General features: G+C 57.0%; 12 protein-coding genes. 10 read left to right on the forward strand and 2 right to left on the reverse strand.

The features are described from left to right. Positions 1–11 precede the first annotated feature (11 nt). The 8 genes from RB620_RS19445 (at position 12) to RB620_RS19480 (ending at position 11501) form a co-directional block, all read left to right on the forward strand. Entirely contained in the window at positions 12–1799 is a 1788-nt protein-coding gene (locus RB620_RS19445; RefSeq protein ID WP_308097178.1) for a copper amine oxidase N-terminal domain-containing protein, read from the forward strand. A gap of 192 nt (positions 1800–1991) precedes the next feature. Further along, positions 1992–2822, forward strand: a complete 831-nt coding sequence (locus RB620_RS19450) for a phosphodiester glycosidase family protein (RefSeq protein ID WP_308097180.1) — start codon at positions 1992–1994, stop codon at positions 2820–2822. Positions 2823–2847: 25 nt separating this feature from the next. Then, positions 2848–5325 carry an ATP-dependent helicase HrpB gene (hrpB, locus tag RB620_RS19455; RefSeq protein ID WP_308097182.1) on the forward strand — a complete coding sequence of 826 codons (2478 nt, stop codon included), beginning with the start codon at positions 2848–2850 and terminating at the stop codon, positions 5323–5325. A gap of 47 nt (positions 5326–5372) precedes the next feature. Then, complete coding sequence (locus tag RB620_RS19460; protein WP_308097184.1) at positions 5373–5669, forward strand: DUF1294 domain-containing protein; 297 nt, start codon at positions 5373–5375, stop codon at positions 5667–5669. A 71-nt stretch (positions 5670–5740) separates the two neighbouring features. After that, complete coding sequence (locus tag RB620_RS19465) at positions 5741–7864, forward strand: HelD family protein (RefSeq protein ID WP_308097185.1); 2124 nt, start codon at positions 5741–5743, stop codon at positions 7862–7864. A 155-nt stretch (positions 7865–8019) separates the two neighbouring features. Beyond that, positions 8020–9162: a DUF3900 domain-containing protein gene (locus RB620_RS19470; protein ID WP_308097187.1), complete on the forward strand. Its 1143-nt coding sequence runs from the start codon at positions 8020–8022 to the stop codon at positions 9160–9162. A gap of 176 nt (positions 9163–9338) precedes the next feature. After that, positions 9339–10649: a hemolysin family protein gene (locus RB620_RS19475; protein ID WP_308097189.1), complete on the forward strand. Its 1311-nt coding sequence runs from the start codon at positions 9339–9341 to the stop codon at positions 10647–10649. A gap of 63 nt (positions 10650–10712) precedes the next feature. Next, positions 10713–11501, forward strand: a complete 789-nt coding sequence (locus tag RB620_RS19480; protein WP_308097190.1) for an undecaprenyl-diphosphate phosphatase — start codon at positions 10713–10715, stop codon at positions 11499–11501. A 124-nt stretch (positions 11502–11625) separates the two neighbouring features. On the opposite strand, the gene RB620_RS19485 is transcribed toward RB620_RS19480, so the two are convergent. Next, positions 11626–11919, reverse strand: a complete 294-nt coding sequence (locus RB620_RS19485; protein WP_308097191.1) for a DUF3817 domain-containing protein — start codon at positions 11917–11919, stop codon at positions 11626–11628. A gap of 278 nt (positions 11920–12197) precedes the next feature. Between RB620_RS19485 and RB620_RS19490 the strand changes: the two genes are divergently transcribed. Further along, positions 12198–12785 carry a hypothetical protein gene (locus tag RB620_RS19490; RefSeq protein WP_308097193.1) on the forward strand — a complete coding sequence of 196 codons (588 nt, stop codon included), beginning with the start codon at positions 12198–12200 and terminating at the stop codon, positions 12783–12785. Here the strand turns inward: RB620_RS19490 and RB620_RS19495 are convergent. Continuing rightward, complete coding sequence (locus RB620_RS19495) at positions 12782–14194, reverse strand: hypothetical protein (protein WP_308097195.1); 1413 nt, start codon at positions 14192–14194, stop codon at positions 12782–12784. The two genes, RB620_RS19490 and RB620_RS19495, sit on opposite strands and share 4 nt — an antisense overlap. Before the next feature lie 182 nt (positions 14195–14376). Between RB620_RS19495 and RB620_RS19500 the strand changes: the two genes are divergently transcribed. Then, entirely contained in the window at positions 14377–14646 is a 270-nt protein-coding gene (locus RB620_RS19500) for a hypothetical protein (protein WP_308097197.1), read from the forward strand. Positions 14647–14648: the final 2 nt, after the last annotated feature.

The following is a 14648-nucleotide window of genomic DNA, read 5'->3' on the forward strand; positions in this document are numbered from 1 at the left end:
GAGTTGTTGAAATGCCGCAAGGACAACGCAGATTTTCAGGAAAACGCGGGGCAGCCGCGTTACTTGTCTCCGCCATGCTGCTAGCGTCCCCCCTGGGACAAGCATCGGCGCTGGACGCCCCGATAACGTCGGGAACTAGTTACGTAATTTTGTATTTGGACAAGCAGGAAGCCTTCTTGAACGGCGAGCAAGTCACGCTGGATTCCCCTGCGACCGTGAAGAACGGTCGGACTTACGTGCCCGTTAAGTTTCTGGGCGATGCGTTCGGCATGAAGGTCGAATGGCAGGAGACGACCCGAACGATCGTGATGGAGACGCCGTCCCACGAAATTTTGCTCGATACCAAAAATAAGATCGCATGGGTAAACGGCTATCAATATCCGTTCGACGAAGTTGCCATGCTGAAGAACGGCAGGCTCCTTATTAAGCTGGCTTGGCTGTCCGATTACATGGGCGCAAGCTACACGTACAACCACGAGCTGCGGCGGGTGGACGTCCTGTATGTGAAGAAGCCGGAAGGCAACTACGATCCGAGCCAGAACAATTCGAAGCCGGTCGCGAAGTTCTCGTTCGGGAAGACTACATACCGGATCGGCGAACCGATCAAATACGTGAATCTGAGCTATGATCCCGACGCCGAGGGCGTCAGGATGGAGTGGGAAGGCAATGAGGAAGTCTTTTTCAAAGCAGGCACTTATCCCGTTACGCTAACGGTCACCGATCAAAAAGGCAATAAAAGCAAGCCTTACACGCGCCATCTCGTCATCGAGGACGAAGTTTACTTGAGCGAAGTCGAGTATCCTGTCTACACGAAGCCGATCGGCGGCTACATTGCGACGGATTGGAAGACGCTGTACGCGCATTACTTCGATCTGCCAAACTTGACGAAGACGGTGACTGAGGACAAATCCCGCACGCTGCTGCTTAGCGACAGCCCGGAGACGTTCACGGAGACGGGCATTCTGTACCAGGACACGATCAACGGCATGGGACGCTTATACGCGGATCATCTGAACGGCACGCCGAACAAGGTCGGTTTCGCGATTCTGGCGACGAATAATACCGATAAGCCGGTCAAAATCCGGACGACGAACAAAGGCGAAGTGTATCCTTCCATCTACGCGCATCTGATCGGCAGCGAAGCGATGGTCGATTTCCTCGCGAACGACACCGAGCCGGAGACGATGACCGTCCCTCCGGGCGAGACTTTTGTCTACAAGCAATTCCCGGATTTCTATCCCGGACAGGGCGTTAACCTGATGTACGACGTGGAGACCGACGGCGAGGTACAATTCACGTTCGCGACGGCCGACAAGGTGTCCAAAGACATGCTCGGCATGGCGAAGCTTCCGTTCACCGGCCATATTCGCGGCACGTTCCAAATCGCGGGCTTCGACTGGAAGGTCGACGTCTCCGAGAACGGGTTGAAGAAGCCGACCAAGCTGATCATCGGAGACGGCAAGGTCGATCCGTTCCAGATGGGCTACGACCCGCAGCGCGGGGAAGAAGCAACATTATGGGGCAATTACGGCACGGTCTACAAAATCCATTCCGACAAGCCGCGGAAGATGGCGATTATGATTTTGGCCAAGGGCGGCGCGTTCAAGGGTCCTTTCAAAATTAACGGAGAGCTCGTGAAGGTGCCCGCATCAGGCGTTCTGACCGCCTTCGACGGCATGATCATGCTGCATAAGACGACGGGCAAGGAAGATAGCCTCGACATCGAATTCAGCCCGCCGGCGGGCTCTGCTTTCCCGATTAACCTGATCTTCTATCCGCTCGACGACCGGGCGTTGTAATCGCGATATTTGGCGACATGCGCGCCAATCGTACAGGCATCACGGCCTCTCCCACAGGAGGGCTGGGATGCCTGTTCTATGCCAGTGTGGACAAATAGACGCCAGACATATTAAACTATTAGCTCGAGAATGAGAAAAAAGCGCGGACAAACTCAAAACGCGGCATCAGAGGGCGCGGCAAGGAGAATTTGGATGAATGAAGAGGCGCAAGCTCCCGCGCGGGCGCAGGGCAGACAGCTGATTAAGATCATAGCGGCTGTCGTCATCGTGTTCGCCGTCGCGGGCGCATTATTGATTTTATTAATCCAGTCGCTTAACCATAAGTCCGACGCGACCGGTGCAGCGATCGATAACGTCCGCGAATACGGCTATGCTACCGCTGAAGCGGCCAACGGCATGAGATTGCATGTGCTCAAGACGAAACCGTCGAACGTGTCGCTTGAGGTCATCTCCGGCAACGTGACCCTCGCCGACAAAGTAGGCGTGAACGGGGGATTCTTTTACGGGAAAGCGCTCGTCAGCATGGCGGTCGTGAATGGCAAACCGGTGAACGGAACGGAGAGCGATTACGGAAGCGGCTGGGAAAATATGAAATACGCCCGCGGCACGCTTGTCTGGGACGGCGAAGCGGATTCGCTTAGCGTCCAGGTCGTGCGGCGTGCGACCGAGCTGAAGGTGAAGGACGCGACGCGCTTCTGGGCACAGGGCGGCATCAGCATGTCGCTCGGCGACGACGCGAAGTGGCAAGCACAATCCGCCGCCGAGCAGGCGCCTTTCCCATCCGACAACCGGCTGCGCTCCGGCGCGGTTTATGACAAGGACGGTTATTTATATTTGGTCGTCAGCGAGACGAGCGGTACGCTCGCGGCATTCCGCGATGCGATCAAGGAGGAGCTCGGAGAGCATGAGCTCGTGGACGGCATCTTCCTCGACGGAGACGGTTCGTCGCAGCTGCTAAGCAAAGAAATGATGCTTCCCGGCGACAACAGGCCGGTCGTTCAGATGATACGCATCATGAAATAACAGGCGAAGAAAGGTAGGAACCGACATGAGACCGTTGCCGATTGACGAAGTTTTGCCGGAGCTGATGGCCGGGTTGGCAAAGGGCCGCAACGCCGTTCTTGTGGCGGAGCCGGGCGCGGGCAAGACGACGCGCGTCCCGCTAACGCTGCTGGACCAGCCGTGGCTGGCCGGCAGACGGATTATCATGCTGGAGCCGCGCAGACTCGCAGCCCGCTCCGCCGCAATCTACATGGCGCGCGAGCTTGGCGAGAGCGTAGGCGAACGCGTGGGCTACCGCGTGCGGCTGGATTCGAGAATCGGTCCCCGCACCGTCGTCGAGGTCGTCACGGAAGGCGTGCTGACGAGAATGCTTCAGGATGATCCGGGGCTGGAAGGCGTCGGCGCGATCCTGTTCGACGAATTTCACGAGCGCCATCTGCACGGCGACCTCGGACTCGCGTTAAGCTTGCAATCGCAGGCGCTGTTCCGCGAGGATCTGCGTCTTCTCATCATGTCTGCCACGCTGGACGCGTCGCCCGTCGCGGAGCTTCTCGGCGGAGCAGACGTGATTGCGAGCAAAGGCCGTACGTTCCCTGTGCAAACCGTTTACGCGCAAGTGAAGCCAACCGGCATGTATCCCGATCAAGCGATGGCTGCCACAATCGGGGATGCGCTGCGCGGCCATGACGGCGACGTGCTTGCGTTCCTGCCCGGCATCGCGGAAATTCGCCGGACGGCGAGGACGCTCCAGTCGCTACAGCTGCCCCACGAAGTCGATATCCGGGAGCTCCATGGCGGGATGCGCTTGGAATCGCAAGCCGAGGCCGTCGCGGCATGTCCGGAGGGCAGGCGCAAAGTCGTGTTGGCGACGTCCATCGCGGAATCGAGCTTGACCGTAGCGGGCGTGAAGGTCGTCGTCGACAGCGGCCTCATGCGCGTATCCCGCTTCTCGCCTCGGACCGGGATGAGCAGGCTCGAGACGGTGCCGGTATCCAAGGCGTCCGCCGATCAAAGGAGAGGACGTGCGGGCAGGCTTGCCCCTGGCGTCTGTTATAGGCTTTGGACGGAGGAGGAGCATCGCCATCTGCCGGAGCAAGGCAAACCCGAGATCCTGGAGACCGACCTTGCATCCCTGGCGCTGGAGCTTGCGGTATGGGGCATTCGCGATCCAGGTGAACTGGACTGGCTGACGCCTCCGCCGGAAGCTGCTTATGAACAGGCGGTTACGCTGCTGCAGGAGCTTGGCGCGATTGGCGAGCCGGGCGTTCCCACCGCTGCCGGCCGCCGCATCTGCTCGCTCGGCCTTCATCCGCGGCTCGGCTCGATGCTGCTCCGCTCGATGGAGGAAGGGGGCGCGGATCTCGCTTGCGAGCTCGCGGCCCTCATTAGCGATCGCGATTTGCTGCCGTCCGAGCGCAACCCCGATATGGGCCTCCGGCTTGACGCGCTGCGCCGCGGCGGCGGAAGCGATTCTGCGACCCAGCGAATCCTGCAGCAAGCCGAGCAATGGAAGCGGATGCTAAGAACCGCTTTGCCAGACGGGCAAACATCGACTCCGTCGATCGGAAAGCTGCTCGCGTATGCGTTCCCCGATCGGGTGGCTCAGCGCAGGAGCGACGGCCGCTACTTGCTGGCGAACGGGCGAGGCGCCGTCATGCCGACGGACAATCCGTTGTCGCAGCTGCCCTATCTAGTCGTCTGCGAGCTGGACGACGCCGGGCAGGAAGCCCGTATTCGTCTCGCCGAAGGAATCAAGCTCACCGAGATCGAGAGCGGGCTGGCTGAATTCCTTAAACGGGAAGACAACGTGGAATGGGACGGGACCGCGAAGGCAGTTCGGGCGCTAAGCCGAGTCAAGCTGGGCGCCATCGTGCTGCAAGAGAAACCGACAGCCGACGCGGATCCCGAGCGCATCGCAGATGCATTGATCGAGGCGATCCGGCAGCGCGGGCTTGCCATGCTGCCGATGTCGAAGCAGGCGAGCGGATTGCTAGGACGGATTCGACTGATGAGCGGAAGCGGAAGTCCCGATTGGCCTGACGCGAGCGAAGAGCGGCTCCTTGAGACGCTGAGCAATTGGCTGAAGCCGCATCTTTACGGCATCCGCAAGGAATCGGAGCTGCAGAAGCTGAATATGCTTGCCATTGTGGAGAGTTTGCTCTCCTGGAAGCAGCGGCAGGAGCTGGACGAGCAGGTGCCGACGCACTATATCGTGCCGTCCGGTTCCAAAATCCCGATCGATTACAGCGAGCCGACGGCTCCGGTGCTCGCCGTTCGGCTTCAGGAGATGTTCGGGCTGCGCGACACGCCTGCCATCGCAAGAGGCACATTGCCGCTGACACTGCATCTGTTATCGCCTTCCCAGCGGCCTGTTCAGGTTACACGCGATTTGGCGAGCTTCTGGGAGTCGGCTTATTTTGAAGTGAAGAAAGACTTGAAGGGGCGCTATCCGAAGCATGTGTGGCCGGATAATCCATACGAGGCAGCGGCGACAAGCAGAGCGAAGCCGCGGCCGAGAGGTTGAACGAAGAATGCAATAGGACACAATGGATGGCGAGGAGGAACGGCCGGATGACGATCATCGTTTGGATCATCGCGTTGTTGATTGTTTTGAACGGATTTACGTTCTTGCTCATGGGCTGGGACAAACGCCGCGCGAAGCAGCGCGGGAAGCGCCGGGTGCCGGAGAAGCGCTTTTTCCTTCTCGGCGCGGTCGGAGGCGCTCTTGGCGTCTGGTACGGCATGAAGGCTTGGCGGCATAAGACGCAGCACCGTGCGTTCACGGTGGGAATACCGTATTTAATCGCCGTCAATTTGATTGTCTATTTGGTATTGATCGGGTTTATCGGCATGAATGCAGTGGAATAACAGTCTTGAGAATAACGAAAGCAGCTGAGTCTGGAGCAGACTCGGCTCTTTACGGTTGGGAGGAAAAAAGGATGGCGGAGCAAGAGACGTACCAAGACACGCATCAAGAAGAGCAGCAGCGGCTGGAGAGGTCGCTAAGCGATATCGATAAACAACTGAGCGAGATCGGGCCGAGATATACGGGCAACGACTTCACGGAGCAAATGCTCGACTTGCAGCGCGAGGAACGTAAACGGCGTTTGGAAATTGCGCGAAAGGAGCCGTATTTCGGACGAATCGACTTCCAGGAGCTGCCGGAAGGAAGCTCTGACTCCGAAGCGAATGGCGACCTTGCTAAGCCGCTCTACATCGGCAAAGCCGGCGTCGCGAAGGGCGGCGGCAACGAGCTGCTGGTTATCGACTGGAGAGCGCCGGCCGCAAGCCTGTTCTACTCCTTCACCGGCGGCGACGCTTCGGCGGCCTACGATTCTCCGGACGGGGAAGTAAACGGCTATGTCCACTTGAAGCGGAACTTGATGGTACGCGGCGGCGAGCTTATTCGAATGGTCGACAGCTATGTGCGCGGCCAGGAAGAGGGCGCGGTATCCGACGAGTTCCTGCTCTACAGGCTAGGCGAGAACAAGGATAACAAACTTCGCGACATCGTCTCGACCATTCAAGAGGAGCAGGACCGGATCATCCGGGCGGAACGGAATAAAGCGCTGTTCATTCAGGGCGTCGCGGGAAGCGGCAAAACGACGGTCGCGCTTCACCGCCTCGCCTTCCTGCTCTATCAATACGAAGGGCGGATTCGCGCGGAGCGCATGATTATTTTCGCGCCGAACCGGATGTTCCTGGATTATATTTCGGGCGTCTTGCCCGAGCTTGGCGTCGGCGACATTAGCCAGACGACGTTCTCGGATTGGTCCATTCAGCTTTTGGAGCATGAAGTGACGCTGGCCGATCCATCGGAGACGATGGCTCATTGGTTCGAGCAGCCAAGATCCGCCGAGGAGCTGGAGCATGCTTCGGGCCGTTATAAAGGGTGCCTTTCGTTCAAGGCTGAGGTCGACAAGCGGATCGAGGAATTTATGGCCGGGATCGTCCCCGAAACGGCATTCCAGCCGCTGGACGGGTATGTGCTGACTGCCGCGGCGATGAGGAAATGGTACGACACGGATTACGGCGAAGAGTTGATCATGCAGAAGAGGGACCGACTGGCGAGCCGAATTCGGCGCTGGCTGGAGTCGGAGTTGAAGGCGAGGAACGTGACCGACAAGAAGAAGCGGGCGGCGGCGATGCAGAAGCTGAATGCTTTCGTCAAAAAAATCCCTTCCTACACGGCCGTGCAGCTTTATCTCTCCTTGTTTAAAGGAAAAACTGCTTTGGCGTCCATGCCGAGGGCCATCGCGAAGACGACAGCCGAACGGCTCGGCGGCGGCTCGGCCGCTGCGGAGGATTTGGCCGCTCTGGCCTATATCCAGCTTCGCCTGCACGGACTCAAGACGGCTCCATACGACCATATCGTCATCGACGAGGCGCAGGACTATTCGCCGTTCCAACTGGAGGCGCTGAAGCTGTGCCAACGCACGGCGTCCATGACCGTTCTCGGCGACTTGCAGCAAGGGATCCACGCTTATGTCGGCATTCAGAGCTGGAAGGAGCTTACGCGGTTATTCGACGCGGAGCAGACGGAGATGTTCGAGCTGAACCGGAGCTACCGTTCGACGATGGAAATCATCGAATTCGCCAACCATATCCTGGGCGGGATGACGGGCGAAGTGAAACCTGCGGTACCGGTGTTCCGGAGCGGAGAGCCGGTTGTCTCGGAAGCGGCGGACGAAGAAGGTTGGCTGCCCGCGATCGCGGACACGATTCGATCCTGGCAAGCCGCCGGGGTATACGATACGATGTCCGTCATCGGCAGGACGGCCAGGGAGTGCGAAATCATCCATAAGCATCTCGTTCGTCAAGGCATCGAAGCCTCGCTCGTTCAGAGCAAACAGCCGACGTACGGAGGCGGTCTGACGGTTGTCCCCGTTTATTTGTCCAAGGGACTCGAGTTCGACGCGGTGTTGATCGCCGATGCCGGGGAAGAAGCGTACGGCGAGCTAGACGCGAAGCTGCTGTACGTGGGCTGCACGCGCGCCCTGCATATGCTTAAGCTGTTCTATCGCGGACAGCGTACGCCGCTGCTCGGAAGCTGGGAAGTTTAGTATTTTGGGATCTGGCGCAGGGTTTGCGGTCGCGATGAACGTCTATATCATTGCTGTGCCGTCTCAATGTGCTCGAATTCTTCTAACGGATGCCTCCCTAGTAGAGTTGTGGTATTCTAGTACAATGACAATTTTATATGAGGGGGATCGCTGACGTGGATTTTCGAATGGAGTTTTTATCATTTTTCGTCATACTGACCGATGGTGATCAAGACGAGTCCTCATCCGGCAGACGGTTCAAGCATTATCAGACGCTCGATGGCGACGACTATGAACATAGCGAAATTAAGAAGTTTCTGGACGAGGAATTTAAGCGCATCGTCAAACGGAAAGTCGAACGCAATCCGAATACGGCCGGCGCGCCGACGAAGATCGGCCGGTTCATGGTTGAGCCGGGATACGAACTGGGCAGCAACCAGAACTACAATTTGTTCCAACGGCTGCGCGACGCCGATACGCGGGAGCGATTCATCGGAATCGCCGACGAGCTCGTCCGCATCTATATGGACACGAGCGCGGTCCGCGGCGGCGCTTTCATCATCGCCCGTTCCAAGCTGAATACCTACTTCGACGAACCGTTCCTGTTCCTGCTCAAATGCGACTTCGAGCCGAAGATCGCTCGTATTTCGGACGAACGCAATCTGATCTCGCATGTGGAGATGGCGATCAGCGCGCGCAGCATCAAATCGATCCAATATCCGCATATGCCGGAGGAAGGTTCGCTCGACCAATGGGAGCTCAAAATCCATCAGGCGTCGCATGCGCGATATTTCGAGGATTTCCTGAAATTCGTTTCGTACGAGAAACCGTTGCCGGAAGTCATCGGCGATCAGGTGGTGGAGATGGTCCACCAGTATATCGCGGACAAGTGGCAAGAGGAGACGGGGACGGAGCGCAGCGAAGAAGAGAATGCGGTTGAAGTATGGGCACACAGCGAGAAGCGCGAGCTGCAGGAATGGTGGTCGCAGGAGCAAGTAGAGACGGCAGCAGCGGCGCTCGTGGAGCAGAAACCGGACTTACCGTTCACCTTCAAGCTGGGAGGAGTGACGGTCAAAGGGCTGTTGTCCGACTTCGGAGACAGCGTCCGCTTCGCGAAACATAACGGCAGATACGTCGCGGTCATCGAAGGGGACGCATTCCAATTCGAAAAAGGGATGTCGCCGGTCGAGCTGCTCCAGCCAATGGAGCTCGCCGACGTCATTCCGCTGATCGGCACCGGGGTCTCGAAGGAGGACGCAGCCGGCCGTTACGACGAGCAGGAGGCGGCGGCAGGCAGCGAGGACGACGTGCCATGGTAATTCGGAAATAACAGGCGTGATGCGCCGGTAATCGTTGAATGGCTTTCAGGTATGCAGGGCCTTCCATAGGGTAAGGATGTATAAGTGGACGATCATGCATGCGCCGACCTTCCGACCGTGTCGGGAACTGCGGAGATGAAACGTCCTTGACCGACCCGGAAGGAGCCGCTGCCATTATGATTTTAAAACTTGTTTCATTTGCCTTATTGCTTGCGTTCACCGCTTTCTTCGTCGCGACCGAATTCGCAATCATCCGGATGAGGGCAAGCCGAGTCCAACAGATGGTGGACGAAGGCGTCAAAAACGCGAAAGCCATTCAACATGTTACCATGCATCTGGATGGGTATTTATCCGCCTGCCAGCTCGGCATAACGATTACGGCGCTTGGCCTCGGCTGGCTCGGCGAGCCGACCGTCGAGGAGCTGCTGCATCCGCTGTTCTACCGGTTCGGCATCGAAGGAAACGTCGGCACGCTGCTATCTTTTTTGATTTCGTTTGTCCTGGTCACCTACCTGCATGTTGTGCTGGGCGAGCTTGCGCCGAAAACCGTCGCGATCATTCAGCCGGAACGGATCAGCCAGCTGACCGCGCCCGCCATCATCCTGTTCCACAAGATGACATATCCGTTCATCTGGCTCCTTAACGGCTCGGCGAACAAGCTCGTACGTCTGTTCGGCCTCCGGCCCGCCAGCGAGCACGAGGCGCATTCCGAGGAGGAGATCCGGCATATTCTGTCGGAGAGCTACGAGAGCGGCAAAATCAACAAAAGCGAGTTCGGCTATGTTAGCCGTATTTTCGACTTCGACGAACGACTTGCGCGCGAAATCATGGTGCCCCGCACGGACATGGTTTGTATATTCGTCGGACAAACGCGCGAAGAAAATATTGAAATCATCAAACGCGAGCAATATACGAGATATCCCGTAGCCGATGGCGACAAGGACAATATTATCGGCGTGCTGAATACCAAACATCTATTCCTGCATGACCATGAGGACGAGCCCGAGCTGAAAAAACTGCTTCAGCCGGTGACGGCCGTTCCCGACGCGATGCCGGTCAGCAAGCTGATGAGCATTATGCAGCTAGAGCGGGTGCATATGGTCATTCTGCTCGACGAATACGGCGGCACGTCCGGGCTTCTGACGATGGAGGATATCGTGGAGGAGATCGTAGGCGAGATTCGCGATGAATTCGACGCGGACGAAACGAAGGAGATCGAGCGGCTGGAGGATGAACATTATTTGGTCGACGGCAAAGCGTTAATTAGCGACGTTAACGATATTTCGGGAATGCAGCTGCCTAGCGGCGACGCGGATACGATCGGGGGCTGGCTCTACCAACAGCAGCCCGCGTTGCCGGAAGGGGAAGCGTGGAACTATCGGAACGCGAAGTTTATCGTCCGGGAGCGGGATGACCATCGCATTCGCAAGATTGAAATTTTTACCGACATCGTGGAAAATGAAATGAGCGAGTACGGACATGCATAAGCTTGGAAGAAGAGCCCGGCATGTCTGAAGCAAGGAAGTACACGGGGAGAGTGAGCAATTGTCATGATGGATTTAATCAAAGCGATCATTATGGGGATCGTGGAGGGCTTAACGGAATTTCTTCCGGTATCGTCGACCGGCCACTTGATTCTGGCGGGGGAGCTTCTGAACTTTAAGGGAGACCGTGCGAGCACGTTCGAGGTCGTCATCCAATTCGGCGCCGTGCTTGCCGTGTTTGTGCTGTACCGCAATCGGTTTTTGAAACTGCTTAATTTTAACTTCAAAAAAGGAAGCGGCCTGAACGCCATTCATGTGGCGCTGGCGATGCTTCCGGCAGGCATCCTCGGCGTTGCACTCCATAGCGTGATCAAAGAATACCTGTTCGGACCGCAAACCGTGCTTATTGGATTAATTCTGGGAGGCATCCTGATGATCGTAGCGGATCGTTCGAAACGCCCTGTCGTGTCGGAAGAGCTTGACGACATTACATACAAGCAAGCGTTCATCATCGGCTGTTTTCAAATTTTGGCGCTCTGGCCGGGATTCTCACGCTCCGGATCGACGATCTCGGGAGGCATGCTGGTAGGGACAAGCCAGAAGGCCGCAGCCGAGTTCACGTTTATCGTCTCCGTCCCGATCATGGCGGCCGCGAGCACGGTCGACTTGATCGGCAGCCGCGAATTTCTGACGATGAACGATCTGCCGCTCTTTTTGGTCGGATTGATTTCGGCGTTTGTGGTCGGGATGATCGCGGTCGTGACGTTTATTAACGCCATGAAGAAACTTCGTCTCAGCTGGTTTGCCTACTATCGCTTCGCGCTTGCGGCACTCTTTTTCTTCATCATCCTCTAAGGCGATGGATGGGCACATGCCCGTAACCACGAAAAAAAGCATCCAACCTTGCCGAATTATCGCGACGGCAGGGAAGGATGCTTTTTTTTTTGTGCGCGATTGCGGGAATAACGAAGGTAGGCTCTTACTTCTCGTTTTTCAGCAGCTTCCTGTCGAGTACGAACGGGCCGAACGGCAGGACGGAAGCGACGCATGCCAAGCCGAGCTTCACAATGGACCAGCGATGTTGGATCGCGGCCCATATCGCGGCCAGGATGTAAAGCACAAACAATCCGCCGTGCAGCGCGCCGACGACGGCTACCGGCTCCGGAATATCAGCCCAATACTTAAGCGGCATGGCGATAAGCAGCAGTACAAGGAACGAGATGCCTTCGAAGAAGCCGATGAACCTTAGTCTGCCGATTGCGGTTTTTAACATGTGGAGTACCTCCGTTATTGTTATCGTATCATTGCGGAGAAGGGGCAATCCCCGTCCATATCAATTGTACGATTTCTTCGGCTGCTTGTCCCACAGTTCTCACATCGTTCACATTTTCCGTCCGGTTTATCTATAGATATAATGGCTGCTCCGCCACCCATTCACGGAACGGGAGGCGAAGCAGCCCTTTTTGCGTCGCGGATGCAACTAATTCCCAATCCTGAGCGTTGTATAGGAAATAGAAACAATGAAATCGCTCACAAGAGGGGGAAGAAAAAATGAGAAAGAAACGTTCATGGATTACCGCCGTGCTCGCATTCGCGATGCTGGCGGCCAGCTTTGCCATTTCTCCTAAGTCGGCATTCGCTTGCAGCTGCGCGATGCCCGCCTCCGTGGCGGAGGAGCTGGGCCGCAGCGACGCGGTGTTCGACGGTACCGTCATCGCAGGGCATAAACCGAGGAAGTGGTTTACAGAGTCTTCTGCAGATCCCGTTACTTGGACGTTCGAAGCCCATGAGATTTGGAAAGGAAAAGTCGCGCCAACCGTCACGGTGACATCGGCTCAGAGCGGTGCAAGCTGCGGCGTCGAGTTCCAAGAAGGCAAACGTTACATCGTTTATGCGAGAGGGACGGGCGATTCACTCGACGTCAGTTTATGCAGCCGCACGGCGCTGCAATCCGCGGCAAGTAGCGATCTTGCGGATCTCGGAGATGGCTCCATCCCGCCGCTGCCCACCGAGAACGAAGGCGATGCGGCTAATCCTCTGACCCGAATATCGATATTCATCGGATTGGCGATAGCCATAATCGCGGCCGTCTACGCCAGCATCCGGATAAAGAGTCATTCCCGCAATAAATCAGGTTAAATGAGGAAGATCGCAACGATCGTCGTTACTGCAAGCCCGATCAAGACGGGCTTCAGGTTGCGGCGAGCGAGCTCGAACGGGCTAACCCCGCAGATCGCTGCGGCAGGGATAAGCGCCCATGGAATGATCGTACCGCCGCCGACCCAGATGGCGGCTACCTGGCCGAGCGCAGTCAACGTATCTACGCCTGAGCCGATCGCATGGCCGAACAGCTGGGCGATCGAACCCGCAAGGGAAATGCCGGAGAAGCCGGAACCGTCAAGGCCGGTAATGGCGCCGACGACGGTCAGCGTGACGGCGCCGACAACGCCGTTCACCGGCACCTCGCCCGCAAGCGCCACGCCAAGGTCGTTGACGATACCCGCGGACGCTTCAGGAAGCTTCTCGCCGAACATCGCGAAGAATCCGGCATCCCCCAGATAGAAAAACGCAGCGATCGGAATGACGGGACCGAACACCCGGAATCCGAACAGGAATCCTTCGATCAAGTAACCGGTCGTTTTCTCCAACCCTTTGCCCCGATGAGCAAGCATCGTAATCGCGAGCATGATCAAGATGGATGTTCCGCCGATCAGCGCCGTCGCTTCGCCGCCTTGCAAGTCTAGCAGGAACATCGCGGCGACGTTCGCGGCATAGAGGAGCGGGATAAGAACGGCCATCAGCCGTTTGGTCCCCAAGGATAACAAATCTCCTCCTTCGGAACCCGCTTCTCCGCTCGCATCTTTCGGCGAATCCACCGGCGCGATGATCCCGTCGTTCCACGTGCCGAGCCGCTGATCACGACGCATCATCCAGAATGCCGTTACCGTTGTCACCACGCCCATGACGATGACGAGCGGTATACTCGCTTGCATGACGTCGGGGACCGGGAGACCTGCGGCATCCGCAGTCAGCTTGGGAGCCCCTTGAATAATATAATCGCCGGATAAGGCGATGCCGTGACCGAACAAGTTCATCGCGACGGCAGCGCCGAGCGCCGGCAGGCCGACGCGCATGGCAACCGGCAGCAGGACGGCGCCGATCAACGCAACGGCCGGAGACGGCCAGAAGAACAACGAAACGATTAACATGATGACGCCGATGCCCCAGAAGGCGAGTGTTGGCGTTTTCATAAACCGCGTAAGCGGAGTGATCATAATCTCATTAATACCCGTACGAATGAGGATCCTGCTTAAGGCTACGATGACGGATATGATGAGAATCGTGTTGATTAATTCCTTAATGGCATAAATAAAACTGTTAAAAATCCCGCTCACGGAGCCATCGATCGTCGTCGTAGCCAAGATGCCGATCCCCAGAATACCCGCGATGCAAATCAGCGTCGTGTCTCTTCGCATAACCATGAAGCCTATAATAGCAACGACGAAAGCCAGATAGACCCAGTGCAAAACCGTTAGTTCCATCACCATGCGCATCCATCCCCCCGGACTAAAGCGGCAACATCGGATTCGTTGCCGTACTGTACTGTATGCAGCGGCTCCGATAGGCGTTAAACATGGTCGCGGGCTTGTTGCGCGGCTCGTCGGCCTATGCTATTCTACTAAGCATGTAGGCGAAACGTATAGTCGGGATCGGAAAGGAAGATCGTCAAATGCAACCAATCGAAATCATCGATGCGTCGATGACTTATTCGAAGGAAGACGGCTACGTAGGCAAAGTGCAATTCCGCGTAGAGAATCATGTCAACGAATACGAAATGACGTTACATAGCAAGCGGGGAACGGAATGGGGCTACGGACTGTTCTTCCTGCACGAATCCGGGAAGGAAGAACAGCTCCTGGCGCTGGAAGACGAGCTGGAAGAGAATGATGAGCTATTCGATCTGCTCGTACAGGCTGCTAAGGACAAGCTGGAGGCTTAAGC

This window comes from Paenibacillus sp. LHD-117, assembly GCF_030929555.1.
Classification (GTDB): domain Bacteria; phylum Bacillota; class Bacilli; order Paenibacillales; family Paenibacillaceae; genus Pristimantibacillus.

What these genes read in the sequence shown, in the direction of transcription:
- RB620_RS19445 (WP_308097178.1), top strand. Translation starts at nt 12, where the DNA reads ATGCCGCAAGGACAACGCAGATTTTCAGGAAAACGCGGGGCAGCCGCG.
- RB620_RS19450 (WP_308097180.1), top strand. Translation starts at nt 1,992, where the DNA reads ATGAATGAAGAGGCGCAAGCTCCCGCGCGGGCGCAGGGCAGACAGCTG.
- hrpB (WP_308097182.1), top strand. Translation starts at nt 2,848, where the DNA reads ATGAGACCGTTGCCGATTGACGAAGTTTTGCCGGAGCTGATGGCCGGG.
- RB620_RS19460 (WP_308097184.1), top strand. Translation starts at nt 5,373, where the DNA reads ATGACGATCATCGTTTGGATCATCGCGTTGTTGATTGTTTTGAACGGA.
- RB620_RS19465 (WP_308097185.1), top strand. Translation starts at nt 5,741, where the DNA reads ATGGCGGAGCAAGAGACGTACCAAGACACGCATCAAGAAGAGCAGCAG.
- RB620_RS19475 (WP_308097189.1), top strand. Translation starts at nt 9,339, where the DNA reads ATGATTTTAAAACTTGTTTCATTTGCCTTATTGCTTGCGTTCACCGCT.
- RB620_RS19480 (WP_308097190.1), top strand. Translation starts at nt 10,713, where the DNA reads ATGATGGATTTAATCAAAGCGATCATTATGGGGATCGTGGAGGGCTTA.
- RB620_RS19485 (WP_308097191.1), bottom strand. Translation starts at nt 11,919, where the DNA reads ATGTTAAAAACCGCAATCGGCAGACTAAGGTTCATCGGCTTCTTCGAA.
- RB620_RS19490 (WP_308097193.1), top strand. Translation starts at nt 12,198, where the DNA reads ATGAGAAAGAAACGTTCATGGATTACCGCCGTGCTCGCATTCGCGATG.
- RB620_RS19495 (WP_308097195.1), bottom strand. Translation starts at nt 14,194, where the DNA reads ATGGTGATGGAACTAACGGTTTTGCACTGGGTCTATCTGGCTTTCGTC.
- RB620_RS19500 (WP_308097197.1), top strand. Translation starts at nt 14,377, where the DNA reads ATGCAACCAATCGAAATCATCGATGCGTCGATGACTTATTCGAAGGAA.